Here is a 25,396-nt window from a genome sequence, read left to right on the forward strand (position 1 = left end):
TGTAGCGATGGACCGCAAGAGACAGGAGGAACCATGAATCGTTCGACCCGCGTCGCGCTCGCGTTGCTCTTCACGGCTGCCTCGCTCGGGAACACCGGCTGTCAGTCGCAGGATCTGCCCATCGGCAGCGGTGAGCCCAACCCCGACTCCAGCGCGGCCGCGCTGCTCATCGCGCACTGGGATGGATACGTCGAGAACTTCAAGTTCCGCTCGGGATCGGACGTGATCCAGATCGACATCGACACCGTGGAGGGCGCATCGATCCAGGGGAAGGTGCGCTTCGGCACGGGAGCCGCCATCCCCCCGGCTGTGGATCCGGACGTGGGCTATCCCACGTCGATCGAGCCGGGCAACTACTACGATACCGACCTGCCCTACGAGGGGTTCGATTTCACCATGCTCGATGCGCAGCTCACCGACCGCCGGCTGCGTTTCGCCATCGATCCCCGAGAGCTCTGGACGGGCTGGTGCGAGCTTCAGACGTCGTACCTCATGCAGCCAGACTCGGACGCCTACCTCTGCATGCCCAACGGGGGGTGGGGAACAGGGGCCGCCGGCTGTACCCAGGACGGGCAGCCCACCGACTGCGGATACATCGCGCTGTGTAGAATAGGCGTTTGCGATTGTGATGCATCCGGGTGCACCATCGATGTGCGCAACACGGTCGCCTTCGATTTTGTCGTCGACCAGCAGAGGGCAGACGGCAGCATCGTGTTCGGGAGCACCATGTACAACGTCCGGCTGACGCGCAACCCCTGACGGCGAGCAGCTCAGGTGGTCCGTGGCCAAGCGGTCCATTCGATGCGTGGCTGGCGCGCGACAACGTTCCTCGCGTCGCTCCCTACCACGCTCGCAAATGGGTCGCGCGCCAGCGGGTGGCCCCGCTGCGCGCAGATCCTCGGCTGACCGCGCGCGCCGCCGCCGGCGCGCGCGCGTCACCGCTGAGCGCGCCTCACCGAGACCTCGCGCTCTCCCGCTCCTCGGCCTGGTTCGCCGTGACCACCTCGGCGATCGCGCTCAGCGCGTCCTCGGCGGAGAACGGCTTCTCCAGGAGCGGCCGGCCCGACGACGCGAGGAACCGCTCCACGTCGGCGCCGAAGCCCACGCCGGTCATGAAGATGAACCCCTGCGCGAGCGCCGGATCGCTCTCGCGGATCCGCGTGTAGAAGACGTCGCCCGACATGCCGGGCATCCGCAGATCGCAGAGCACCACGTCGAACCGCTGGCCGCCGGCGAGCATCCCCATCGCCGCGTCCGCGCTCGGCGCGACGGCCACCTGGTGCACGCGGCCCAGCTGCTCGCACAGCGCGCGCGCGAGCGACGCCTCGTCCTCCACCACGAGCACCCGCGCCCGCGTCGACACGAGCCGCGGCACCGGCGCCACGCTCGGCGTCGCCTCCTCCGCGCGCCCCGCCGCGGGCAGCGAGATGACGAAGCGCGCGCCGCCCGGCGGATCGCTCCCGGGGACCGGGCTCTCCGCCGTGATCTGCCCGCCGACGCGCTCGATGATCTCGCGGCTGATCGACAGGCCGAGCCCCGTGCCGACCTCGGGCCCCTTCGTGGTGAAGAACGGCGTCCAGATGCGCGGGAGGTTCTCCTCCGCGATGCCGGCGCCGGAGTCGGTCACCACGATCTCGACCGTGTCCCCGTCGCTCCGCGTCTCGACCGTCACCGTCTGCTCGCGCGCCTCGTGCTTCGAGCCCGGCTTCGAGATCGCCTGCGCCGCGTTGACGAGGAGGTTCACGATGACCTGCCCGAGCCGGCCGTCCTCCATGAGGACCGGCGGCACCTCCGACAGGCTCTTCACGATCTGCGCCCGCTCGATGATCTGGCCGCGCGTGAGGCTCAGCGCCGACTCGACGGTGCGGTTCGCGTCCGTCAGCGCGCGCCGCGCCCCCTCGGGCTGCGGCGGGCTCGCGAACAGCTTGAGATCGCGGACGATGTCGACGATGCGCTTGATCGAGTCGCGCAGCTCCCGGAGCAGCTCCGACGCGCTCGAGGCGGCGGCGCCCTCCATGCGCACGTTCGGGCCGCGCAGCAGGCGATCGAGCATGTCCAGGCCGAGCAGGATGAACGCGGCCGGGTTGTTGATCTCGTGCGCGACGCCGGCCGCCAGCGTGCCGAGCGTCGACAGGCGATCGACCTGGATGAGCCGGGTGCGCGCCGCGTGCTCGGTGCTCACGTCCGCGAGGACGCCCTCGATCGCCACCACGCGGCCGCGATCCGAGACGAGCGGGTACACCGTGCCGCGCGCGGTGATCGCGTCGCCGCCCCGCCTGCGCAGGCGCGCCTCGTAGGACGACGAGGGGGCGCCGAGCTTGGCCCGCGCGACCGCGTCCTCGAAGCACATCACGCCCTCCGGATCGGCGTGGGCCTCGCCGAGGAAGCCCGGCGTCTTCAGCGCCTCGGTCACCGGCACGCCGAGGAGCCGCTCGGCGTGCCGGTTCAGGAACGAGAGCTCGCCGGTCTCGGGATCCAGCCGGAAGATGATGAGCGGCGCGTTGTCGAGGAGGTTCCTGTGCTGCTCCTCGAGCTCGCGGATCCTGAGGAGCCGCTCGGCGGCCTCGCGCTCGCCGGCGACGACGCGCAGCGAGCGATCCAGGCCGGCGCCGAGCGCGTCGGCGAGCTGCTCCAGGAGCTCGATCGGCGCGGCGGCCGCCGCCGCGGCGTCGGCGTAGCCGAGGACGAGCGCCGCGATGACGGGGCCGCCGGACGGCCCGGAGCGCGCGGAGGCCTCGCCGCCGGGCGGCGCGGCCCGCACCGGGAGCGCGACGTACGAGAGGCACCCCGCGGAGGCCCCCATCCCCTCGAGCGCGTCGCCCGCGCGGGTGTCGACGCAGGAGAACGTCTTGCCCTCGCCGAACACCCGCCGGAAGAGCGCCACGGGCGCGGGGACCAGCGCGCTGAACGGCGCGGCCGCGAGCGTGTCGCCGCGGAAGGCCGCGTACGCGCGGAGCTCGCCCTCGGGCTCCGGAAACAGCATCGCGAGGACCTGGAACGCGGCGAACCGGCCGACGGCGTCGGCGAGCTCCTCGAACGGCCTCGGCAGGAGGAGGTTCGAGTGGCGGGCCACGACGGTGAGGACGGCGTTCAGCGCGACGAGGCGACGGTACCTCTCGCTCGCAGGCGCATCGTGCATTTCCACGCCATCTCACCACGTCAGCGCGCGGGAACGAGAGGCATTCTTCATTTTTGTCCGGCCGGCGGGTCGGATGGGGTCGCCGGGGACGCGGGCCGGGGCGCCGCGCGGTCGCACCGCTCGAGCAGGCGAAGGGCGGCATCCCGGCGCTCCTCGCTCACGGCGGGCCCGGTGCCGGCCGCCCCGTCGTGGGCGGCGTACTGGGCGAACATCCGGCGGGCGGTCTCGACATCGTCGACGCCGCACGCCACCACGAGCCGCAGCCGCTTGGCCTCGATCCAGACCCGCTGGACGGGCAGGTGGGCGCCGAGCGCCCGCTCCAGGCGATCGGCCGCCTCGTCGAAGCGGCCGTCGTTCAGGTAGTGGCGGCCGAGGAGGTAGCTCGGCAGGCCGTCGCCGGGGGCCTGCGCGGCCCAGGCGCCGAGGAGCTCCGCCGCCCGGAACCGATCCGGCGCGCCGCCGCGGGTCCCGATCAGCAGCTCGGCGACGGCCGCGCGCGCCCGCTCGTCGTGCGCGGCGGCGATCTTGACGTCGAGCGTCCGGAGCCGGTCCTCGTCGACGAGGCGGCCGGCGACCTCGCGGTACCAGGCCACCGCGCCCTCCCGGTCGCCGGCCGAGAGCGCGGCGTCGCCGAGCCGCTCCGCCGCGCGGTCGCGCAGGTGGCGCGGCATCGACGCGTCGCCGGCGATGGCCGAGAGCTCGCGGACCCCCTCGCCCCGGCTGCCGGGCGCGTCGCTGGCGAGCCGCGTCTCCGCGATGGCGACGCGCGTCGCGGGGCTCCGGTCGAGCGCGAGGACGCGCTGGTACTCGGCGATCGCGCCCTCGTGGTCGCCGCGCGCGCGCAGCTGCTCCGCCTTCTGCGCGCACGCGTCGACCACGTGCGGGCAGCGCCGCTCGAAGACGGCGGGCCGATCGAACCGGGCCTTCGCCTGCGCCCTGGCGGCGTCGGGGAGCGACAGCGCGTCGAGCTCGGCGTGCCACGCGCGCTCCATCTCGTCCCACGAGGCGCCGGTGATCTCCGGCAGCGCCCTCCCGCCGTACCAGGCGCGCACCGCGGCGGGGCCGTGCGTCGCGCGCACGTGGCCGACGAAGGCGCCGCTCACGGTGTACGCGGTCGACGAGTTCTCGGCCAGGAAGCCGAGCGCGAAGAGGCGCGAGAGCCGCGGCAGGATCCCGAGATCTCTCATGGCCTTCGCCCATTCGCGCGGGCTCAGGTCCTCGCCTTCCCTGGGCGATCCGGCGACGGCGATCCCCTCGATGAGGCCCGGGTCGGGGAGCCACCCGCCGAGCCGCCCGGCGATCTCGAACGGGCCGCGGGCGAAGGCGCCGGCGAGCACGTGCATGATCTCGTGTCCGAGCGTCGGGTGCGGGAAGCCGGCGGCCTGCAGGTACACCTCGCGGCGCCACGGCTTCGCGACGTACGTGCGCGACGCGCCCATGAGCGCGCCCTTCTGCGCCGCGCTCTCGAACAGGTAGGCGCGGACCCGGAGCGGCTCGCCGTCCCGCTCGGCGGGCGCGCCGAGCCAGCGCTCGCCGGCCTCGATGTGGGCGTCGCACTCGCGCACGAAGCGCAGGATGTCGCCCTCGCGCATGCCGCGCGGGTAAACGACCTCGCAGCGCTGGCCCTGCGAGAACGCGCCGAGCTCGGCCGCGATGGTCTCGGAGGTCTGGAAGTGGCCGAGGCGCGCGCCTTCGAGGAGGTTCACGGCGCCCAGGGCGGCGCTCGCCGCGCCGAGCAGGAGCAGCCCGGGGCGGCCCTGCGGCTGGAACGAGATCCGGCCGCCCGTGTCGTGCACGAGGTGCTGCGCGAGCACGGACGCGGCGAACAGGGTGGCCAGCGTCCCGGCGCGGTAGGTGAGCAGCCCGGAGGCGTCGACGACCGTGTCGTAGAGGGTGCCGCTGAAGAAGCCGACGAAGGGGTCGTAGGCGAAGACGATCGGGCTCGTGTAGAAGCGGACGGCGCTCACGCCGATCGAGGCGAGCGGGGCGGCGAGCGCGGCGAGGACGGCGACGAGCCGGCGCCGCCATGCCGGGGGTGGGGGCGCGGCGTCCTCGCGCCGGATGCCGGCGGCGAGCTCGCCCGCGACCGCGCCCCAGGCGCCGCCGAGCGCCGCGCCGAGGACGGGCCCGAGGGCGAAGTGCGCGGAGCCGCCGAGCACGTCGCAGAAGCCGGCGCGGAGGCCGTGGCCGAGCGTGGTGGCGTACGCGACGAGCGCGAGCAGAGCGCCGTTCGCGACGCCCCGCCGGAAGGCCTCGACCGGCAGGGGCCGGTGGGCGGCGACGTCGAGGGCGGTCGTGATCGCCGCGACGCTCGGCACGAGGAGGCCCGCGGCGAGCGCGCTCTCGTAGCCGGGGCCGTCGAAGAGGGGCAGGAGACCGACGAGCGCCATCGCGATCGCGACGAGCGCTGCGCCGAGCCTCAAGGCCGGTGAACGGAGCAGCGTGGGCATGGGCGCGGGTGCCTCCAGGGCTGCCTTAGTAGCCGCGCCTGCCCGGAGAGGCGAGCGAGATGCGGGCCCCCCCCGACGCCCGGGGTCGGGTTCAAGGCGTCTTGCCCCCCGGAGGCTCTCTCGGGCCCCTCCCGCCGGCGCGTTCCAGGAAGCTGGACTCTCCTTCCCGTTCTCTTCTCTTCTCTTCTCTGCTCTGCTCGCCCCCCGCAATGTCCCCTCCCCCCGCCGGCCTCTCTCGCCACCCCGATTTCCTGCGTCTCTGGGCGGCGCAGGCGGTGAGCGCGCTGGGCAGCCGTGTCAGCCGGACGACGCTGCCCGTGATCGCCATCGTGAGCCTCGGGGCCGACGCGGGTGGCGTCGCGGTGCTCTCGGCCCTGTCCACCGCGCCGGGCGTCCTGGTGGGGCTCTTCGCGGGTGGGCTCGTCGATCGCTCGCGCAAGCGGCCGTTGCTCATCGGCGCGGATCTCGTGCGCGCCGCGCTGATCCTCTCGGTTCCGATCGCGGCCTGGACCGGCGCGCTCACCCTCCTCCACCTCTTCGTGGTGGCCGCGCTGGTCGGCATGGCCACCTCCCTGTTCCAGATCGCCGACAACGCGTACTTGCCGGCGCTGGTCGGGCAGGACCGCCTCGTCGAGGCGAACGCCAGGCTGGAGGGGACCGAGGCCGCCGCGGAGATCGCCGGCCCCGGCGCCGCGGGCATCCTGATCCAGGTGCTCACCGCGCCGCTGACGATGGTGGCGGACGCGCTCTCGTATCTCGGGTCGGCGGCGCTCCTCGGCCGCATCCGGGCGATCGAGACGCCGGCCGCCGCCGGAGGCGACGGGGCCGAGGGGGGCGCCTCGCTGCTCGAGGATCTCCGGGTGGGGTTGCGCCACGGCCTCGGCCACCCCGTGATCGGGGCGACGTTCCTCGCCATGGGCGCGCACGCCCTGCTGAGCGGAGGGGTCTTCTCCGCGCTGTACATGCTCTATCTCCTGGAGGACCTGCGGCTCGATCCCGCCGCGGTCGGGCTGATCATCAGCGCGGGCGGCATCGGCGCGCTGGGCGGCAGCGTCCTCGCGGGCTGGCTGGGCCGTCGCTTCGGCGCCGGGCCGGCGATGATCCTCAGCCTCATCGTGGGTCAGGCCGGCGCCGCGCTCATCCCGCTCTCCGCGCAGCTCGGGCCGCTCGCGGTCCCTGCCCTCGTGCTGCACCAGCTCCTCGGGGACGCGTTCCTCGTGGCGTTCATGATCCACGCGGTGAGCGTCCGGCAATCGATGCTGCCGCTGCACGTGCTCGGCCGGGTCAACGCCACGCTCCACGTGCTCACCAGCGCGCTCTTGCCGGCGGGCACCCTGGCGGCCGGATGGCTCGCCGGCCGGATCGGCGTGGAAGCGACGGTGTGGGCCGGCGTGATCGCTGGCTTCGCCGCGCCGCTCCTGCTGCTGCGCCCCGCGGTGTGGCGGCTGCGGGCGGTGTGAGCGCGCGGGTCACGCCTCTCGCCGTCGCGCCCATGGGAAGGACTGACGCGCTCAGCCGCCTGCGCCGACGGCAAGCCGCGGGCCAGCGGGAATGGACTGTCGCCGCGCGTCGGCTACGTTACGCCGCGCTCGACCCGCCATCCACGCTCCCTCTTCCGCCCCCTCCCCGCGGGCGAGGAACCTGATGAAACCGAAGTTCGGAACCGATCTGACGACCGGCAGCATCCCCAGACACCTCGTGACGTTCTCGCTCCCGATGCTGCTCGGGAGCTTCCTGCAGACCGCCTACAGCTTCATCAACGCCATCTGGGTGGGTCAGTTCCTCGGCACCGGGGCCCTGGCGGCCGTCACCGTCAGCTTTCCCGTCATCTTCACGATCTTCGGCGTCGGGATGGGGATGACCCTGGCGACGAACATCCTCGTCTCGCAGAGCTTCGGCGCCAGGCGGTTCGACGAGCTGCGGCGCGTGGTGGACGGCTCCACGGTGCTCATCTACGGCCTCGGCATCCTGCTGACCGTCCTCGGAGAGATCTTCACGCCCGAGATCCTCCGGGCGATGGATACGCCGCCAGACGTCCTCCAGCCGGCGGTGAGCTACCTCCGGATCTACCTGCTCTCGCTGCCCTTCAGCTTCGGCATGTTCGCGCTCCGGAGCATGCTCCAGGGGACGGGAGACTCGAGGACTCCTCTCTATTTTCAGCTCGGCTCCGTCCTGCTCACGACGGTGCTCGATCCGCTGCTCATCTTCGGGCGGCTGGGGCTGCCGGAGCTCGGCCTGAACGGGACGGCCTGGGCCACGCTCGTCTCTCACGTCCTCCTGCTCGCGGCGCTCAACATCCATCTCCGCGTCCGGAAGTCGCCGATCGCGCCGAGGTGGCCGCGCTTCGGCCAGCTCGGTCCGACGATCCGGAAGACGTGCCGTATCGGCGTGCCAGCGTCCATCCAGCAGTCGGTGGTCTCGCTGGGCATGGTGGTCGTGACGGGGATCGTGAACGGGTTCGGGGAGGTCGCGACCGCGGCGTTCGGCGCGGCGTCGCGGATCGACCAGATCGCCGTGTTGCCGGCGATCACCCTGGGGATGGCGATATCGACGCTCGCCGGGCAGAACCTGGGCGCGGGGCACCACGGCCGCGTGCGCGAGGTCTTCAGGTGGGGCTGCGTGTTCAGCGGCGGGATGACGCTCCTGATCTCGGCGGCGGCCATCGTCTTCCCCGAGGCGCTCCTCCGGGTGTTCATCACCGATCCGGTCGTCATCGGGCTCGGCGTCTCGTACCTGCACATCGTGGGCGCGTGCTATCTCTTCTTTGGCCTCTCCTTCGTGAGCAACGGCATCATCAACGGCTCCGGCGCGACCGGGGTCACGACCGTGATCTCCCTGCTCAGCCTCTGGGTGATCCGCAATCCGCTCGCCTACTGGCTCTCCCGCGAGATGCACAGCGTGGAGGGCGTCTGGTACGCCATCGCGCTGAGCTTCTTCGTGTCGATGGTCGCCAGCATGGCCTACTACTTCTCGGGGCGCTGGAAGCGGTCCCTCGTCCAGCCGGCCGCTCCGGAGGACGCGACGCGACAGGCCGACCCCGCAAAGACCTTCGCGAACGAGGTCGGAGAGGCGTGATGACGGCGGGGAGCCGCACCGGCCGGTCGCCCGGCGCGTCGGCTTGCCTGGCCGCGCTCCCGCAGGCAGGCTGAGCCCATGGGCCAGCCCGCCGAGAAGCCCCGCCGCGCCACGTACGCCGACCTCGAGGCCGCGCCGCCGAACAAGGTGGCAGAGCTCATCCGCGGCGTGCTGCACGTCTTCCCGCGGCCGGCGCCGCGGCACGCGCGCGCGGCGTCGAGCCTGGGCATCGAGCTCGGTGGTCCCTTCGACCACGGCAAGAACGGACCGGGCGGGTGGTGGATCCTGGACGAGCCGGAGCTGCACTTCCCCGATCCGGAGTCGCCGGGCGACGTGGAGGCGGTCGTGCCGGACATCGCCGGCTGGCGGCGCGAGCGCATGCCCGAGCTGCCCGACACACCCTACTTCTCGCTCGCTCCGGACTGGATCTGCGAGGTCCTGAGCCCCTCGACCGAACAGCACGATCGCAAGGAGAAGATGCCCCTCTACGCGCGCGAGGGCGTGCAGCACGCGTGGCTGGTCGATCCCATCCAGAGGACCCTGGAGGTCTTCTCGCTCGCCCCGGGCCGCGGCTTCACCCCGGTCGCCACCCACCGCGGCGCCGCGCGCGTCCGCGCCGCGCCCTTCCAGGCCATCGAGATCGAGCTCGCCGTGCTCTGGGCGACGTAGCGCGCCCTCAGGCGGGCGCCGGCTCGTCGTCGAGCGCCGGCGCGCCCTCCCCCTCGCCGCCCTCCCCCTCGCCGCCCTCCCCCTCGCCGCCCTCTCCGCCCGCCGGCCCCGGAAGCCGCTCCGAGAGCAGCCCCAGGAGGTCCTGCGTCGAGAGCTTGCCCGCCGCGTCCTTGCCGCCGAGGACCTGGGCCACGAGCGACCGCTTCTGCTCGTGCAGCGACAGCATCTGCTCCTCGATCGTCCCGAGCGCCACAAGGCGGTAGATGGTGACCGGCCGCCGCTGGCCCAGGCGGTGCGCGCGATCCGAGGCCTGGTCCTCGACCGCGGGGTTCCACCAGGGATCGAGGTGGATCACGTTGGTCGCCGCCGTGAGGTTGATGCCGAAGCCCCCCGCCTTGAGCGAGATGAGGAAGAGCGGCGCCGCCCCCTCCTGGAACTCGCGCACCCGCTCGCCACGCGCCTTCCGGGGCGTCTCGCCGTCGAGGTAGACGTACGCGACGCCGCGCGCCTCGAGCGCCTCGCGCACCAGCGCGAGGTGCGAGGTGAACTGGCTGAAGACGAGGGCGCGCTGCCCCTCGGCCCGCAGCTCCTCGACGAGCGAAAGCAAGCGCGCGAGCTTCGACGAGGCGAGCTCCGAGCGCTCGTCGTAGAGGCGCGGGTGCGAGGTGAGCAGCCGCAGGCGCGTGAGCGCCGCGAGCACCTCGACGCGCCGCTCCTGCTCGCGCCGGACCGACCGGCGCGTCTCGAGATCGGACAGCGCCGCGAGGCGCGCGTCCTCGTACAGCTGCCACTCGGCGCCCGAGAGGACGACCGGCACGCGCACCTCGGTGCGCGCCGGGAGCTCGGCCTCCACCTGCGCCTTCGTCCGCCGGAGGAGGAAGGGGGCGAGCACGCGCGCGAGCGCGGGCGCCGCGGCCGGGTCGCTCTGCCGCTCGATCGGCGTGGCGTAGCGGTCGCGGAACGAGTCCCAGCCGCCCAGCAGGCCGGGAAAGACGATCGCGAAGAGGCTCCAGAGCTCGCCGAGGTGGTTCTCGATCGGCGTGCCCGAGAGCGCGAACCTGAAGTCCGCCTGGAGCGCCCTCGCGGCGCGCGCGCGCAGGGTGGTCGCGTTCTTCAGGTTCTGGGCCTCGTCGAAGACGACCGTGGCGAAGCGCCGGGCCGAGAGGCGCGCGGCGTCGCGCACGAGCAGGCCGTAGCTGAGCACCAGCACGTCGCCCGGGCCGAGCCGCGCGAGCGCGTCGTCGCGGTCGGGCGCGTCCGCGTAGAGCGTGAGGCGCAGGGAAGGCGCGAAGCGCTGCGCCTCGTCCCTCCAGTTGAAGGCCACCGAGGTCGGGGCGAGGACGAGCGCCGGCCCCCGCGCGCTGCGCTCGAGCAGGACGGCCAGCGCCTGCACGGTCTTGCCGAGCCCCATGTCGTCGGCGAGCACGCCGCCGGCCCCCCAGGCCGCGAGCCGCACGAGCCAGCGGTAGCCGTCGCGCTGGTACGGGCGAAGCTCGGTCCCGAGCGCCGGAGGGACGGCCGGGCAGAGCTCGCCGGCGGCGGCGGCGCGCTCGGCGAGCTGCCGGAAGGCGCCGTCCGCCTCGAGCGCCGCGCCGGCCCGCTCGAGCTCCCACAGCACGCCGGCGGACGAGGGGCCCACCGAGAGGCCGTGCCGGGTGGCGTGCACGTGGTCCGACAGGCGCTCGAGGTGGAGGCGCAGGGCCTCGCCCAGCTCCACGTAGGTCTGCGCCTCGACCTGCACGTAACGCTCCCCGCGCCGCGCCGCATCGAGCAGCCGGGCCAGCTCCACGCGCTCTCCCTCGACGCTCAGGCCGCCGAGGACGCCGAACCACTCGCGCCGCCGCTCGAGGGCGACCTTGAGCGCGTGGGGACCGCGGTCGCCCACGACGCGCAGGGGCGCGCCCACCCACTCGAGCTCCGGCGGCGGCTCGCGCGCCGCGCAGGCCGCGAGCAGGTCGAACGCGCCGTGCGCGCTGGCGAAGCGGTAGTGGAAGCGACGGTCCTCGAACGGCTCGGCCCCGCCGAGCGGGAGCTCGGCGGCGAGCGCGGCGGCGAAGTCCTCTTCCCGGCGCAGGTCGCGCAGCGCGTGCAGGGCCTTCTCCCCGCGCCGCACGTGCACGTCGCGGGCGCCCGCGCCCGGCACGAGGGCCGGGCCGTCGGCGAGCGGCCGGAGGCGCAGCTCGACCTCCACGGCGCCGCGGGGCTGGGCCGTGAGCCGCAGCACCGGGAGCAGCTCCGGCGGGACCGACTCGCCCATCACGCTGCGCGGCATGGCGACGGGCACGCGCTGCGCCCACCGCGAGAGCGAGGAGAGGAGGGCGGCGTGGCTCTCGGGCGGGAAGACGTTGCCGTCGCGCACGAGCACGTCGACGAGCGCCCGGACCTCGGCCTTGACGTCGAGCAGCGTGAGCCGGCGCGCGCCCTTGTCCCAGTCCCAGAGGAACACCACCTCCTCGGGGCGGGCCCGGCGCACGCGCTCGATCAGCGCCGGAGGCAGGGCGGTGCCCTCGACGCCGGCGCTCACCCGCACGGCGCCGTGGCGCTCCTCGGCCACGAGGCCCACCGGCGTGCGCTCGATGCGCACCGCGACGTCGGGCGCCTCGTCGAGGAAGAGGCGCGGGTGGCCGATGAGCGCGTCGAGCAGCGCCCGCGACGCGAACCCGTCGCCGTCGGGCAGGAGGGCGGCGATGCGGGCGTCGTCGGAGGAGAGCTTCGCGCCGTGCTCCAGGAGGAGGCGCTTCCGGCCGATCCGCGCGCCGGCGCCGCGCTGGCCCTTCTTGCCGAGCCGGTGGATCCAGGGGGCGACCGCGACGCCGGCGCCCTCGACGACGTCGAGCCGGAAGGTGATCTCGACGCCGGCGCGCGCGCCGGGGCCGTCGTCGAGGGCCCTGTCGAGCGCCAGCAAGGTGCGCTCCCAGGCGGGGCGCCCGAGCTCGTCGAGCGCGCGGAAGAAGGCCTCGCCCGGGGGCTGGCGGAGCCAGAGCAGCGCCGCGTCGATGGCCGCGAGCACGTGCACGCAGTCGACCGCGCCGCAGCCGCACTCGGCGCGGGGCGCCCCGGGCGCGAGGATCAGCCGCGCCTCGGGCCGGACGAAGCCGGCGCCCACGCGCTGCGACTCGAAGGGCTGCGGGTCGTCGAGGCGAAAGCCGGGCAGCGCGGGGTCGAAGCGCAGCGCGGCGGCCCGGAGCGCCCGCTCGGGGCGCGGGGCCACGGCGTCCGGGACGCGGGCGCGCAGGGCGCAGAGCAGGTCGTGCGCCGGGAGGGCCCGCGGCTCGTCGGGCGCCCGCAGCAGCGCGGGGACGGCGGCGCGCGCGAGCGCCGCGCCGGCGCGCTCGTCCTCCAGGAAGCGGAGGACGAGGGGCGGCAGCGCGTCGCGGAGGCGCGAGGGCGGGAGCCACGCGATCGAGCGCGCCAGCTCGTCGGCGCTCGCCAGATCGATGAGGCGCCGCCGCGCGCCGAGGACCCGCAGCTCGGGCCAGAGGGCGGGGTCGACGCGCGGGGCCACCGCCTCGAGGTTGAGCCGGGCGACGTGCGCGATGCCGTGGTGCGCGAGCCAGGACAGGAGGGCCGCCCGGGTCTCGAACGGCGCCGCCGGGACTGCGGGGGGGACGGCCTGGGGGTCTCCTGGCATGGTCGGGCCGCGTAACGTTGTGGGTGCGCGGGCCGGGTTCAAGGGGTTTTGGCGCGCTGCCCCCCCCGGGAGCGAGCGCGCCGCGGAGCGCGGCCGCGAGCAGCAGCGCCCCGCCCGCGGCCGTGTCGACCGAGCACGGGCGCACCGCGTCGACGCCGCGCCCCGAGAGGGTCATCGCCAGCGCGAACGCGAGCAGCAGAGGCTCGTGTCGACCGCTCCAGGGCGGGAAAAGAGGCTCACTCCTTCGTCACGGTGATGACGAAATCACCGACAGTACCCCTACGATCGCTGCCTTCACCAATTTGTATCTCGGGAAAATTCCTCGAAGATCGGCCAACAGCGCTCGACGAACCCATCGGGTCGATGGCAAGCGTTGAGTGAGGCGAGATAGGCCTCACTTCTTCTTGGGGTTCTCGTTCTTCTCTGCTTCCTTGAGGCGCGCCCTCTTCTCGTCGTCGGTGCGATAGACCATCCACGTTGAATCGAGCTTTGCCTTGGGAAAGTGCTTCGATTTATACAGCCTGTTGAGCGCCCTCTTCTCGGCGGGGGTGAGCTGGTCGGCGACGCGGCGCACGTCCTGCTCGAGATCGACCTTCGCCGCCTGGTGCCTCTGCTGCGCCTCAGCGTTCTGGCGAGCCTGCTCCCTGAGCTTCGCCTCGCGCTCCTTCTCCTCGGCGGCGCGCGCCGCTGCCTGCTCTTCTCGTACTTTCTCGGCCGCCGTCTTCAGGTTGTACAGCGCCTGGCAGTTCTCGCACGGATCACACGACGCGTGATCGTTCCCCTGATCCCGCCGCAGCGCCTGCGACTCCGTGACGGTCCACCCGTCGCGGAGGAGGTTCCCGATCGGGAGGCATTCGGCGCAGTTGAGCAGATCGCGGGGGTTCTCCGTCAGCGATCCTTTCACATGCGTCTCGATGGCCGCCTTGCTGTCCCGGATGTCCGAGGGGATGACCTTGGCACGGTACTCGTTCTCTGCGTCGTGCTGGCCCGAGTTCTGGCCGAGGAGCACGCGCAGGGAGCCGTCCCGGTAGCGCCCGACGACAGCCGCGATGGTCTTGGGCAGCTCGTGCCGCCCGTGCCTGTCCCCGATGCTGATGGTGTCGTGATCATCGCTCCCGATCCCGAACGCGACCTTCAACGCCCGGGCGTATTCCTGCGCCGAGGAGGACGCGCTTGGTTTCTTTCGCATCGACGCCATCTTCTGGTTGATGGCAATCTCCGTGATGCGTTCGACCACGAACGCTAGCCGCTGGCTCTCCTTCACGTGCGAGATGCGCCCGCTCTCCTCGTTGGATCCGCCAATGATCCTGGAGCCAGTCGCCACCCACCCCCGGAGCTCCTCGTGTAGCCCGACCCAGGTTGGGGTAGCCCGGCTCAGGTTGGGGTAGCACGGCTGCCCACATTCAGACCGCGAGCCTGGGCAGGTCCGCGGCGCAGGCCGCTGCCGCGCTCGGGCGGGAGCGCTCGGCCGCGCGCGCCGAGGCGAGAGGCCGCGACGTAGCTCCAGGAGCCAGGTGGTCCTCCCCCATCCAGGGCGCCACCGTGGACATCTGACACACGCGGAGCGCCGGGCTCTGCTCCGGGGACGACTCGGTCGCGATGTGCACGAACGACGACGAGGACGCGCTGAGCCACAGGTACGTGAACCACCCCGTCGCGACCGGCACGCCCGCCTCCTTGCGGACGCGCCCGGCGTGCGGGAGCAGGAAGCCGGGCCCAGGGGGCCCTGGAGAGATCGGGGACGACGACCCCGCGGCTCGCGTCGAGCCGATCGAGGCCGGACGCCTTGAGCCGTTTCGTCAGCTCGATCGACTCCTCGACCGTGACCCCGCCATCCACCCGGTCCGTGATCGAGAGCCGGACGGTGGGCGGCAGGCGCTCCGGCCAGGCGTTCCGCACCGCCTCGAACGTCTCGATGCGGAGGCGTCCTCCGGCCGCGGCGCCGTCGCCTCCGTGCGAGGCTCACGAGCCGACTGTCTCACCGTTGGCACAACTGAGACAGGTCGAGACACAAGTGAGACACAACGAACCGCGATGCCCCCCCGCGGCAGGCCGCGATCTCCGCGCGAGCTGTGCCAAATCCCGCTGGCACCGAAGCTGCTTCAAGACAGGCGAAGACAGGCGCGACGATGGCGCGCCTCTCCCCGAAGGACGCGCCTCGGGGAGCAGAGACGACAGGAGCCCTGAAGGGGGCCTGGGCGGTGGCGTCAGGGGTGTCCTCCCCTGGCGGCGCCTGCGCGCCAGGCTGCCGCGCGATCACCGATCCGGTGGCCGCATCAGGGCTCGAACAAGCACGATGCGGAGGTTCTGATGCGCCACACAGGATTGGCTTTCTTGCTCATCATGATTGGACTCGTCGGCTGCCAGGCGGAGAGCGACGGCGACGTCGGGGAGACGCAGGAGCCGCAAAAAACACAGGAGTGCGGCGGCTTCCTCGGGACGAGCTGTCCCGACGGGCTCGAGTGCGTCGACGACCCGACCGACGACTGCGACCCAGAGCACGGCGGCGCTGACTGCACCGGTGTCTGCGTCGAGCCCAAGCCCGTCATGTGCGGCGGCTTCCTCGGGACGAGCTGTCCCGACGGGCTCGAGTGCGTCGACGACCCGGGCGACGACTGCGACCCAGAGCACGGCGGCGCTGACTGCACCGGTGTCTGCGTCGAGCCCAAGCCCGTCATGTGCGGCGGCTTCGCGGGCTTCCCCTGCCCCGACGGGCTCGAGTGCGTCGACGACCCGGGCGACGACTGCGACCCAGAGCACGGCGGCGCTGACTGCGCTGGCGTCTGCGTCGAGCCCAAGCCCATCATGTGCGGCGGCTTCGCGGGCTTCCCCTGCCCCGACGGGCTCGAGTGCGTCGACGACCCGGGCGACGACTGCGATACGGCCACCGGCGGCGCTGACTGCGCCGGCGTCTGCGTGGCGATCCGGCGCGCGTCCCCGGTCGCGCCACAGCCGCTCTGACACAGCACGAAGGTCGAGCGCCTCGCCGCGCTGCCCGTGTACGGCCGTGCTGTACGCTCCGCTTGCCGGCCGCGCCGCGCGTGGAGGCGCGAGGCCCCCATCCCCCGCCGGGCAGGATGGGTCTGCTTCGCGCTCGCACGCGCGTTCTCTACACTCCGTCATCCACGGCAAGATCGCTTTGCCCTCCGCCCTGCTCGGTTTCGACCGCCGAGGGAGTTCCATGTGGTGCAGACGCCGACGCACAGCGCCGCCATGCGACCGTGTGAGCACAAGGCCGCAACAAGCGCTCTGCGGGAGCGCTGTCCGGGATTCCCAGGTTCCCGTGTTCGCGATAGGCTCTGGGCATGCCCCGGTCCCTGGCCCAAGCGCGTCGCCCGAGAGGCACACCGACGCGTCTGGGAGACAGAGGCGGCACGGAGGTGCGCGATCGTGTTCCAGCCATCCTCGTTCGATCCCCAACCCGATTCCCAGAGAAGAGACGGCGCGCGCGCCGCGGCCGCGCTCGCTGATCGACCCGCAGACTCCCGCCCAGCCTCCTCGCGCCGCGCCGGACGGATGCGAGGCCGCCTCGTCGGCGGGCGTTACCGGCTCGAGCTCCCGCTCGGGCGCGGCGCCATGGGCGAGGTCTGGCGCGCGCACGACAGCGTCCGGCACGTCGACGTCGCGCTGAAGTTCCTCGTTGTCGCGCGGAGCGGCCGGAACCTCGACGCGATCGAGCGGTTCCGCCTGGAGGCGCGGGTCGCGGCGCAGCTCGGGCAGAAGACAGGCGGCGTCGTCGCGGTGCACGACGCGGGGGAGGACCCGGCGGCGGGCCCGTACCTCGTCATGGAGTACGTGCGCGGCAGGTCGCTGCGGCAGCTGCTCCAGGAGCGGGGGACGATGCCGGCCGTCGAGCTCACGGCGCTCCTCCGGCAGCTCGGAGAGGCGCTGTCGGTGGCGCACGGCCTCGGCATCGTGCACCGGGACATCAAGCCGGCGAACATCCTGCTCATCGAGGGGAGCGACGGGCACCTCCGCGCCAAGATCGCCGATTTCGGGATCGCCAAGTGGGTCGGGCAGGATCGACCGGTCGACTTCCGCCGCCGGACCGCGGACGGGGTGGTGCTCGGCACGCCCGCCTACCTGAGCCCGGAGCACACGTGCGACGGGCAGGCGGGCCCGCAGCTCGACATGTGGTCGCTCGCGGTCGTCGCGCACGAGGCGCTGACCGGGCAGCAGCCGTTCCCGGGGCGCAACCTGGCCGCGGTGCTCGCGGCCATCCTGGTCAGCGGGCGCCCCCCGCTGGCCACGTTGTGCCCGGGAGCGCCGCCCGCCCTGGAGGCGTGGTTCGCGCGCTCTTTCGCCATCAGCCCGTCAGAGCGGTTCCCCTGCGTGGAGGTGATGATCGCCGCCTTCACGGCCGCGGCAGGGGCGCCGGTCGCGCCGCCGTCCGCGACGCGGGAGCGGCCGCGGCGCCTGCGCCTCGCGGCGGCCGGCGTCGCCGCGGCGCTCGGGGTGGCGCTCGCCGCGGGCCTGCTGTGGGAAGGGGCCGCGGGCGCGCGCGGCGTCGACGAGAGCCTCCGCGACGCGGCGCGCGCCGCCGGGCGCGCGGTCGACGCGGCGCAGGCCGTGACAGCGCGCCTGCTGGAACGGCGGGGCGCTGAGCCCTGACGGCGTGCGCCGTCGCTCCCTCCACCGATCGCCGACGCGCCGCCGTCAGGCCGGTGGGGGGTGGTGAGCCACACGGCCGCGAGGACCTTCGGGTCGGAAGCCGCGTGCTCGTCCACCACGAACGCGTCGTCGGGGGCGCTCGCCTCCGAGGGACCGCGCACGCCGTAGATCGACGCCAGGGCCGAGAGCGCGACCTCGGCGTCGAGCGGCGCGCAGGCGCGCTCCTCGTCGCACGCGGCCGCGAACGCCGCGGCGTCGATCTGGGTGGCGAGCCCGGCGCGGTGCAGGCGCGCGCGCGCATCCTCGGGGCGCAGGGGGGTCGTCATGTCATCCGGCCGATGCCACCGCGGGAGCTCGGCTCACGCCTCCGGGGCACCCTCGTGGCATGGTGCACGATCCCGCCGTGGAAAGGTAGCCACACGCCGCCGTCCCCTGTCACATCGCCGCTGTCACATCGTCCCCTGTCACATCGTCCCCTGTCACATCGTCCCCTGTCGCACCCCTGTGGCAGGGGACGGGGTGAGGACCAGCGTCGCCGGCTCGTCGCGCGCAGCGCTCATGCTGCCCCTCTCCGCCCGCGGACCGGCCGCCGCGCGGGGCGATCAGCGATACGGCCCGTGCGGGCTCGGCGCCGCGAGCGCCGAGACGATCGCGATCGCGCGCTCGATCCGGTCCCGCCCCGTCTCGAGCTGACCGAAGACGAGCGTTACAGCGGCCTCGTCGCCCACGACCGCCGCCGGGCGGAGCGCGGCGATCTCGCGCCGAAGCTCGTCGCCGAGGCGCTGCATCGCCCGGTCGGGCGCTTCCGCCAGCACCTCGTAGGCCCGGGGCAGGGCGTCGTCGCCGGACGGACCTCGGGCGCCCCTGGCCGAGCCGCGCCTGGGCCGTCGCCTCAGGGTGAATCGCTCCGAGGGGGACGCGGCGCGGGCGGCGCGGACGCGGGTGCCGAAAGCGCCCTTCTTCCCTTCCCTGCCGAACTCCACGGTGAGCAGCCTGCTGCGGTGCTCGATCTCGATGGTCATCTCGCCCTCGGACGAGGCCGCGCCGGACAGCAGCCGCCCGCCGAGCTCCTGCGAGAGCGCCCGCAGCTCCTTCGTGAGCGCCCGGCCGCGGCCGGCGACGAGCGCGGCGGCGCGGATGGCGCTCACGAGCTTCTCGGCGTCGTCTTCCAGCCCGGCGCGGATGGCGGTGAGCCGGTGCGACTCGAGCGTGAGCTGGTAGTCGGCGGCCGCGCGGAGCGCCTCGCGCAGCGGCGGCGTGAGCCACCAGCGCGCGAGCGTCGGGATGCTGGCCTTGACGACGAAGGCGCCGTCCAGCGCCGGGTCGCCGACGTCCACCTGCCTCGCCCGGAAGGTCCCGTCGTTCGCCCGGCGCAGCCGCTGCTCGTGGACCCGGAGCCTGAGGCCCGACGGGTTCCGCGCCGAGCTGGTGATGCGGGTGTGGTACCGCACGACGGACGCGTCGCCGTGATCGATATCGTGGTCGACGAGCAACGCGACGTTCTCGAAGACCACGGAGATCTGCATCCGGGGGTCTCCGCGCTGGCCCGGCCCTGACCTGAACTCGCCGCCGACAAGGGCCGCGGCGCGCTGCCAGATGGGCCGCGCGATCCGCCATCGGGCCTCGGCTGCCCGCCTTGCGTCCTGCCGCGCCTGCGCGAAGCACCTCGCGAGCCCCGCGATTCCCGAGAGGATCATCAGGACGAAAATGGGCTCCATCCTCCGCCATCCTATCCTCCCCGCCGGGCGCGCGCCCAGGCGTGAAGAGCCGGATCGCGAGCGGCGCTGTCGCAATCTCGAGTCCGGCGCGGCCCTCGAGGGGGCTCGGGATCTACCGGTGACCGAGCGCGAGGCCCCGGGAAGCTGCGGCACCGGCGTGGCGCGCGAGCGCCGCGGTCCCGCGGGGGTGACCGCGGCGCTCCCGTCCCGGTGTGGACCTCGCGCCACCCACCGCCGCCGGCCGGCGCGCGTCGCCCTCGCGCTCGAGCGCCCGCGCCGAGCCGGCGTCATCGCCTGCGCTGCGCCCGCGACGCATCGAGCGCGCGGGCGACACGCGCGAGCCAGTTGACGCTCGAGATCTCCGTGGTGCGGCCGACGGAGCTGTCGGTCGAGCGATCGTCGAAGTCGAGGCCGGCGGCGGCGAGCACAGCCGCCGACAGCGCGGCCGTCCCCCACCAGAGCGCGCGGAGCAGCTCGCGCAATCCGGGCTCGGGCGGCGAATACTCGCAGCTCCCGTATCGCCTCGGCTTGCTGCAGGCGGATCGCTAGAGGCACATCTTCGAGCGTAGGTGGACGGGCGCCGCGACCGGATCGCGGCGCCGTCGGTGTGTGTCGCGGCAACGGGCCGCTCGTTCACGAGGTGGGTTGTGCTCGATCCGGGGACGATGGGGCGGCGCGCGCAGGCCGGCGAGCGCGTGCGGAGCGCCTCTTCCAGACGCCGCGATGCCGCGGTCAGACCTGGACGCCCGCGAGCGGTGACGTGACCCGCCCCGCGTCGAGGCCGATCTCCGTCGCGGTCGAGCCCATGACCTGGGCGACCGTCAGGAGCGCTTTGCTCAGGTTTTCGCCGGGGAAGTTGTGATGCTCGTCGCCGCGCAGCCGTCCTCCGGCTTTCCCCGCGAAGAGCACCGGCCATTCTGTCTTCGTGTGCACCTTACCCCAGGCGGTGTCGGACGTGACGAACACGAGCGTGTTGTCGAGCAGGTTCGAGCTACCGTGCGCGGTATTCTTGAGCTTCGTCAAGAACTCGTTCAGGCAGCGCATCGTGTAGATCACGCCCTTGTCGACGCGAGGCTGACCCGATTGATCTCCGGCATCCCCGTGACAGATGGTGTCGTGAAAGTCGTCGTTCATATCCTGCGCGAGGTGCCGGTAGTAGACGTGCGCGGCGGGCAGCGAGAACATGAACGAGAGCACGCGGGTCCTCTCGCAGGCGAGCGCGAGCGCCGAGAGCTCGACCATGGCGGTGTTCACCTGCGGGGGCGCTTCGCTCTGCGAGTCCTTGCCGGCGGTGGGGGCCGTCGGGCTGCTGCATGCGGGCGGCGAGCCGCCGCCGGGCGTCGTCGTCTCGAGGCGCCGCTCGATGGCGCGGATCGACTCGAGGTGCTGCTCCACGCGTTGCCTGTCGGCCGCCCCGAGCCGCTGCTGCAGGCCCGCGCCGTCTCGCAGGATCGAGTCGAGCACGCTCTTCCGGACGTTCGCGAGCTTCGTCGCCTGGTCCGCTTCTTCGTCGTTGGGCGCCGGCGTGCCGCCCATGAACAGCCGGTTGAACACGGCCCTCGGATCGAACTCCGGGTTGTTGCGCGAGTTCGGTCCCCTGTGCGAGACGGTATGCAGCGAGTCCTGAGGGCCGCCCGGCGTCGCCGGCGTCAATCCCACCTCGAGAGAGCGGTACGGCGCCCCCTCGGAGTTGAGGTTCGCGACGACCTGGTCGATGGATGGGGCCCGCACGGCGTTCCCGCTGAGCGGCGCGCCGGTCGTGGCCCCCGCCGACCCCGTGGGGTGCTCGAAGCCGGAGACGACGAGCTTGTTCTCGAGGCCGCTGATCACCGTGAGATGAGACTTGTGCTCCGCGAGCGGCTGGAGCTGGGGACTGAGCTCCCAGGCCGAGCCGGAGCCCGTGCGCGCCGGCTTCCAGCGGCCGGGCAGCGTACCGTTCCCGAAGAACCACGTGACATAGAGCGGCGAGACCGGGGTGTTCGACTGAGCGAGCGCCGTGCCGCTCTGGTTCAGCATGATCTCCAGCAGCGGGAGCGGGATCGTGACGGCGGCGCCCGTCGCCAGCATGCCCCGGAGAACAGTTCGTCGGTTCAAGGCTTTGGTCGTCATGGGGTACACCGTTCGACTAGGGTTGCGGGGCGACGGCCGAAAAGGCTTCGTTCGTCACGACGTCGAGGACCAGCTCGCGCAGCTTGAGCCCCGACGCCTCGAACGAAGCGACAAGCGTGTTCAGCACGCTGCCGTCCACGGCTCGCTCCTCGTGGCCTGCTGCATACGAGTAGTACTTGCGGACGAGGCATCGAGCGACCTCGTCGCTCGCGCCGACGGTCATGCCGAGCTCGCGCGCGTCGGCGACCGGCTCCCCGTCGAAGTCGCCGCTGGAGTCGATCGGCAGGCCGTGGTCGGTCGTGCGGTAACGGCCGATCGCGTCGAACGTCTCGAGCGGCAGGCCCAGCGGGTCCATGTAGGCATGACAGGCGGCGCAGGCAGGCGCGGTCCGGTGGGCCTCGAGCCGCTGACGTTTCGTGAGGGGCCTGTCCGCAGGCGGCTCCGGGAGCTCGAGAGCGACGTTGCCGGGGGGCGGCCGCACGGGCGTGCACATGAGGGCGTCACGCATGAACTTGCCGCGCAACGTGGGCGACCCCTCTTTCTGGTTGGCGAACTGCGAGAGGAAGCCGGCCTTGCCCAGGATCCCGACCCGCGGGCCGTCCGCAGGCAACGAGCGAACCTCGAAGGTGCTCGAGCTCAGGCCGGTCGCGTCGACGCCGTAGAGCTCGGCGAGCTCCGTGTTGACGACGACCTTCGTGGTCGAGAACAGGTCGAGCGCGCTCGCTTGATCATCGAACGCGAGGACCTCCCAGGTGCCCCGCATGTCGCGAACCATCGCCGCTTTCAGCGCGGCGCCGTACTCCGGAAATAGCTCCGCGTCTTTCGCCTGCGTGCCGATTCGATCGAGCCGCATGTACTCTTCGGCGAAGGCGCCGATGGCCTCGCGTCCGGCGGGCGCGTCGAGCAGCCGCGTCGCCGCGGCACGAACGCCCTCCACCGTCGCGAGCATCCCGCTCGCGGCCTGGTCGAGCAGCTCCTCGTCCGGCAGGCTGTTCCACACGAGAAACGCGAGCCGGGACGCCATCTCGTAGCCCGTCAAGCGTAGCGACCCATCGGCGCTCGGAGCTCCGAGCTCCGGGCGATACAGAAAGTTCGGCGATGAGAAGAGAGCCACTGTCGCCCAGCGGGCCCCCTCGACGGCGCTGCCGAGCTCGGTCGCGGCCTCGCTGGCGACCGCCGCGAGCCGGTCGACCTCTGCTGTCTCGAGCGGGCGGCGCCACGCTCGAAGCCCCTGCACCTGGATGAAGCCGCGCACGCAAGCGTCGTCTTGCGCGCCGCTGGGCGTGCAACCGATGAACTGGTCCCGCTTCGCCGAATCGGAGAACACCGCGTCCACGGCGCTCTCTATGGCCGTGTGGTACTGCTCGACGCCTCGTTCCGAAGTCACGACCGTCGAGGCGCCGATGACCGCAAAGTTTCCGTTCCAGCTGTCGGAATCGAGCGCGTCGAGATGGACCTCCACGCCGAACACGTCGCGCACGGCGTTGCGGAACTGCGTTCTCGTCAAACGACGCAGCATCCCGGCCGCGGGTTGGAACGCCGGAGGGGCCGAGCCCGTCGACGATCCATCGCTTTCAGCGGAGGATCCCCCAGTGCCGTCCGACGAATCACCCAGCGTGCCCGTGCACGCGGCCGCGAACGCGAGCGCACAAACGGCGGCGACTTCTCTTGAGGAACGGAGCTTGTGCCAGGACGGCTTCTTCATCTTGCTCTCCGATACTGCGAGGGGTGACGACGCACGGGTACCCACATCTGGCGACGGTGCCTGAGAGCAACTGCTCGCACTGCGAAACCCATCGCGCCCGGCGTGACGGAATGTAGACCACCTGACCGTGGTCCCCGGTGGATCACCGCTGGCAGAACGCCAAGCACCCCTATCGGCAATCGCCTTCGCGACGACCGAACGGAACCCGTGCCGAGACCGGTCAGACCACGAAGGCCTCCGCACGCAGGACGACCCCACAAGGCAAAGCCAAAGGATACCCCGTGCAAAATGTGAACGATCACATTTATGATGTCAAACCCAAACGACCGGCCCGACGGGGATCCTCGAGCCCGGGGGAGGACAACGCTGGCGGGCTCCTCCGGAGCGCCGCGTCACGGGGCGGCGGGCGTCGGACCGCGCTCGACGCCGACCAGCGCACCGACGGCAGGCGCTCGATGCCGCAGGCGGCCGGCGCCCCGGGTATGGCCTCCTGAACGCGGCGGCTCGGGCGCGTGCTCCGGCCAACAGCTCGCCCCCGCGTCGGTCGATTTGGATTGACGCGCGAAATGTGAGCGTTCACATTCACAGAGTTGCGATGGCATGGGTGAGCTTGCCCTTCACCTGGTCAGGAGACGTCGTATGGCGAGGAGCATGACGCTGATGGGTGCCGCGATGATGAGCGTCGGCATTGGCTTTGCAGTCGGCTTTGCCGGCGGCTTTGCGGGCGCTGCATGGGCCGCTGGCGGGACGGCGGACGTCCCCGCATCGGCCGCCGAGGGGAAGGATTTCGGCTGCGGCGCAAAAGGACAGAAAGCCTGTTCTATGCAGACCTTCTGAGGCGCCGCGCCCTGCTCTCGCCCTCTCCGCTCCTCGCGCAGGGCGCGCTCCTCTTCCAGCCCCTGGCCCTACCCGTCGGGTCGACTCACATCGAGCGTTTACAGACGCGCCGTCGGCCACCAGCGTCGCGCGCGGCGAGGTGCCCATGTCCACATCTGCCCAAGGTCCGAAGTCGAGCGAACACCTCACCCCCGTGCGCTGGGGCGTCCTCGGGGTGAGCAACTTCGCGATGAATGTCAGCCTGCCCGGTATGAAGCGGGGGCCCCTGACCCAGCTCGCCGCGCTGGCCTCGCGCGACCTCGGCAAGGCGCGCGCCGCCGCGCAGTCGCTCGGGATCCCGAAAGCGTACGGCAGCTACGATGAGCTGCTCGACGATCCGGAGATCGAGGCCATCTACAACCCGCTCCCCAACCACCTGCACGTGAAGTGGACGGCGCGCGCGGCCCGCGCCGGCAAGCACGTCCTGTGCGAAAAGCCGATCGCGCTCAGCGCCAAGGACGCCGCGGCGCTTGTCGACGTCCAGCACGAGACGGGCAAGCGGATCGCCGAGGCGTTCATGATCCGCCACCACCCGCAGTGGCAGCAGGCCAGGGACTGGGTGCGAAGCGGCCAGATCGGCGACCTGGTCAGCGTCCACGCGGCGTTCTCGTATTTCAACCGCGACGCCACCAACATCCGCAACAGGAGGGAAGTCGGGGGCGGCGCGCTCTACGACATCGGCTGCTACGCGGTGAACATGTCGCGCTTCCTGTTCGGACGCGAGCCCGTGCGGGCGATGGCGCTCGCCGAGCGCGATCCCGAGTTCGGCACCGATCGCTTGACCTCGGGCCTGCTCGACTACCGCGGCGCGCACCTGACGTTCACGTGCAGCACGCAGGCCGTGGCCTACCAGCGCGTGAACGCGCTCGGTACCAGGGGCCGCATCGAGATCGAGATCCCGTTCAACGCCCCCGCCGATCAGCCGTGCAAGCTCTTCCTCGATGACGGCTCGACGCTGAACTGCAGCTCGGCCCAGGTCACCTCGTTCCCCGCCGTCGACCAGTACCAGCTGCAGAGCGAGGCGTTCTCGCGCGCCATCCGCACGGGGGGCCCCGTCGAGAACCCGATCGAGGCCGCGGTCGGCAACATGCGGGTCATCGACGCGCTCTTCCGTTCCGCCGAGAGCGGGCGCTGGGAGAAGATCTAGCTCCGCGCGTCTGAAATCCCGCCAGGGATTGCTGACGCGCGGTGACACGCGGAACTAGGGCGGCCGCGAAGCGGACGCCGGGGTTCGGGCGGAGCCCCGAGGAAAAGAGCTAGGCCCGCCCGCGCAAAGCCGCCGCGGAGCGGCGCAGAAGTCCGGCTGTCCCTGGCCGGACTTCTGGCGAGCGGGACGAGCGGCGCCCGCAGCGCCCGGCGTCGTCACGGCCGCGACGGCGAGAACGCCCCTCGCCCCGCGACGCCTGCGAGCAT

At 72.6% G+C, this 25,396-nt stretch carries 17 protein-coding genes; 8 read left to right on the forward strand and 9 right to left on the reverse strand.

The window, feature by feature from the left end:
- Nucleotides 1–33 precede the first annotated feature (33 nt).
- The gene (locus WMF28_RS22875; protein ID WP_437595364.1) at nt 34–759 is read left to right on the forward strand and encodes a hypothetical protein; all 726 of its coding nucleotides are present in this window, start codon (nt 34–36) and stop codon (nt 757–759) included.
- A gap of 193 nt (nt 760–952) precedes the next feature.
- On the opposite strand, the gene WMF28_RS22880 is transcribed toward WMF28_RS22875, so the two are convergent.
- Together WMF28_RS22880 and WMF28_RS22885 are read right to left on the reverse strand one after the other, a co-directional pair.
- Nucleotides 953–3,139 (reverse strand): hybrid sensor histidine kinase/response regulator, encoded by a 2,187-nt coding sequence (locus WMF28_RS22880; RefSeq protein WP_437595365.1) that lies wholly within the window; start codon nt 3,137–3,139, stop codon nt 953–955.
- A 47-nt stretch (nt 3,140–3,186) separates the two neighbouring features.
- Nucleotides 3,187–5,589 (reverse strand): hypothetical protein, encoded by a 2,403-nt coding sequence (locus WMF28_RS22885; protein ID WP_437595366.1) that lies wholly within the window; start codon nt 5,587–5,589, stop codon nt 3,187–3,189.
- 209 nt (nt 5,590–5,798) lie between these two features.
- Here WMF28_RS22885 and WMF28_RS22890 point away from each other — a divergent pair, with 209 nt between their 5' ends.
- The 3 genes from WMF28_RS22890 to WMF28_RS22900 all read left to right on the forward strand — a co-directional run bounded on the left by WMF28_RS22890 (nt 5,799) and on the right by WMF28_RS22900 (nt 9,333).
- The gene (locus WMF28_RS22890; protein WP_437595367.1) at nt 5,799–7,049 is read left to right on the forward strand and encodes an MFS transporter; all 1,251 of its coding nucleotides are present in this window, start codon (nt 5,799–5,801) and stop codon (nt 7,047–7,049) included.
- A 184-nt stretch (nt 7,050–7,233) separates the two neighbouring features.
- Nucleotides 7,234–8,664, forward strand: a complete 1,431-nt coding sequence (locus tag WMF28_RS22895; RefSeq protein WP_437595368.1) for an MATE family efflux transporter — start codon at nt 7,234–7,236, stop codon at nt 8,662–8,664.
- 78 nt (nt 8,665–8,742) lie between these two features.
- Entirely contained in the window at nt 8,743–9,333 is a 591-nt protein-coding gene (locus WMF28_RS22900; protein WP_437595369.1) for a Uma2 family endonuclease, read from the forward strand.
- A gap of 7 nt (nt 9,334–9,340) precedes the next feature.
- On the opposite strand, the gene WMF28_RS22905 is transcribed toward WMF28_RS22900, so the two are convergent.
- The 3 genes from WMF28_RS22905 to WMF28_RS22915 form a co-directional block, all read right to left on the reverse strand.
- Nucleotides 9,341–12,964, reverse strand: a complete 3,624-nt coding sequence (locus tag WMF28_RS22905; protein ID WP_437595371.1) for an SNF2-related protein — start codon at nt 12,962–12,964, stop codon at nt 9,341–9,343.
- A 394-nt stretch (nt 12,965–13,358) separates the two neighbouring features.
- Nucleotides 13,359–14,288, reverse strand: coding sequence for a hypothetical protein (locus tag WMF28_RS22910; RefSeq protein WP_437595372.1), 930 nt, complete (start codon nt 14,286–14,288; stop codon nt 13,359–13,361).
- 79 nt (nt 14,289–14,367) lie between these two features.
- On the reverse strand, nt 14,368–14,631 hold the full coding sequence (locus tag WMF28_RS22915) for a hypothetical protein (protein ID WP_437595373.1): 264 nt from the start codon (nt 14,629–14,631) through the stop codon (nt 14,368–14,370).
- 676 nt (nt 14,632–15,307) lie between these two features.
- On the opposite strand from WMF28_RS22915, the gene WMF28_RS22920 reads away from it, so the two are divergent.
- Together WMF28_RS22920 and WMF28_RS22925 are read left to right on the forward strand one after the other, a co-directional pair.
- Nucleotides 15,308–15,925 carry a hypothetical protein gene (locus tag WMF28_RS22920; protein WP_437595374.1) on the forward strand — a complete coding sequence of 206 codons (618 nt, stop codon included), beginning with the start codon at nt 15,308–15,310 and terminating at the stop codon, nt 15,923–15,925.
- A 555-nt stretch (nt 15,926–16,480) separates the two neighbouring features.
- Entirely contained in the window at nt 16,481–17,575 is a 1,095-nt protein-coding gene (locus WMF28_RS22925) for a serine/threonine-protein kinase (protein WP_437595375.1), read from the forward strand.
- Between the two features lie 602 nt (nt 17,576–18,177).
- On the opposite strand, the gene WMF28_RS22930 is transcribed toward WMF28_RS22925, so the two are convergent.
- The 4 genes from WMF28_RS22930 to WMF28_RS22945 form a co-directional block, all read right to left on the reverse strand.
- A complete protein-coding gene (locus tag WMF28_RS22930) occupies nt 18,178–19,293 on the reverse strand; it encodes a hypothetical protein (RefSeq protein WP_437595376.1) in 1,116 nt (371 codons plus the stop codon).
- A 287-nt stretch (nt 19,294–19,580) separates the two neighbouring features.
- The gene (locus WMF28_RS22935; protein WP_437595377.1) at nt 19,581–19,775 is read right to left on the reverse strand and encodes a hypothetical protein; all 195 of its coding nucleotides are present in this window, start codon (nt 19,773–19,775) and stop codon (nt 19,581–19,583) included.
- Nucleotides 19,776–20,025: 250 nt separating this feature from the next.
- A complete protein-coding gene (locus tag WMF28_RS22940) occupies nt 20,026–21,387 on the reverse strand; it encodes a DUF1552 domain-containing protein (protein ID WP_437595378.1) in 1,362 nt (453 codons plus the stop codon).
- Between the two features lie 31 nt (nt 21,388–21,418).
- Nucleotides 21,419–22,909 (reverse strand): DUF1592 domain-containing protein, encoded by a 1,491-nt coding sequence (locus tag WMF28_RS22945; protein ID WP_437595379.1) that lies wholly within the window; start codon nt 22,907–22,909, stop codon nt 21,419–21,421.
- Between the two features lie 849 nt (nt 22,910–23,758).
- Here WMF28_RS22945 and WMF28_RS22950 point away from each other — a divergent pair.
- Nucleotides 23,759–23,944 carry a hypothetical protein gene (locus WMF28_RS22950; RefSeq protein ID WP_437595380.1) on the forward strand — a complete coding sequence of 62 codons (186 nt, stop codon included), beginning with the start codon at nt 23,759–23,761 and terminating at the stop codon, nt 23,942–23,944.
- 145 nt (nt 23,945–24,089) lie between these two features.
- Nucleotides 24,090–25,130 (forward strand): Gfo/Idh/MocA family protein, encoded by a 1,041-nt coding sequence (locus WMF28_RS22955; protein WP_437595381.1) that lies wholly within the window; start codon nt 24,090–24,092, stop codon nt 25,128–25,130.
- The last annotated feature ends 266 nt before the right edge of the window (nt 25,131–25,396 follow it).

This window comes from Sorangium sp. So ce590, from assembly GCF_051521365.1.
GTDB lineage: Bacteria > Myxococcota_A > Polyangia > Polyangiales > Polyangiaceae > Sorangium.

What these genes read in the sequence shown, in the direction of transcription:
- WMF28_RS22875 (WP_437595364.1), top strand. Translation starts at nt 34, where the DNA reads ATGAATCGTTCGACCCGCGTCGCGCTCGCGTTGCTCTTCACGGCTGCC.
- WMF28_RS22880 (WP_437595365.1), bottom strand. Translation starts at nt 3,139, where the DNA reads ATGCACGATGCGCCTGCGAGCGAGAGGTACCGTCGCCTCGTCGCGCTG.
- WMF28_RS22885 (WP_437595366.1), bottom strand. Translation starts at nt 5,589, where the DNA reads ATGCCCACGCTGCTCCGTTCACCGGCCTTGAGGCTCGGCGCAGCGCTC.
- WMF28_RS22890 (WP_437595367.1), top strand. Translation starts at nt 5,799, where the DNA reads ATGTCCCCTCCCCCCGCCGGCCTCTCTCGCCACCCCGATTTCCTGCGT.
- WMF28_RS22895 (WP_437595368.1), top strand. Translation starts at nt 7,234, where the DNA reads ATGAAACCGAAGTTCGGAACCGATCTGACGACCGGCAGCATCCCCAGA.
- WMF28_RS22900 (WP_437595369.1), top strand. Translation starts at nt 8,743, where the DNA reads ATGGGCCAGCCCGCCGAGAAGCCCCGCCGCGCCACGTACGCCGACCTC.
- WMF28_RS22905 (WP_437595371.1), bottom strand. Translation starts at nt 12,964, where the DNA reads ATGCCAGGAGACCCCCAGGCCGTCCCCCCCGCAGTCCCGGCGGCGCCG.
- WMF28_RS22920 (WP_437595374.1), top strand. Translation starts at nt 15,308, where the DNA reads ATGATTGGACTCGTCGGCTGCCAGGCGGAGAGCGACGGCGACGTCGGG.
- WMF28_RS22925 (WP_437595375.1), top strand. Translation starts at nt 16,481, where the DNA reads ATGCGAGGCCGCCTCGTCGGCGGGCGTTACCGGCTCGAGCTCCCGCTC.
- WMF28_RS22930 (WP_437595376.1), bottom strand. Translation starts at nt 19,293, where the DNA reads ATGGAGCCCATTTTCGTCCTGATGATCCTCTCGGGAATCGCGGGGCTC.
- WMF28_RS22950 (WP_437595380.1), top strand. Translation starts at nt 23,759, where the DNA reads ATGACGCTGATGGGTGCCGCGATGATGAGCGTCGGCATTGGCTTTGCA.
- WMF28_RS22955 (WP_437595381.1), top strand. Translation starts at nt 24,090, where the DNA reads ATGTCCACATCTGCCCAAGGTCCGAAGTCGAGCGAACACCTCACCCCC.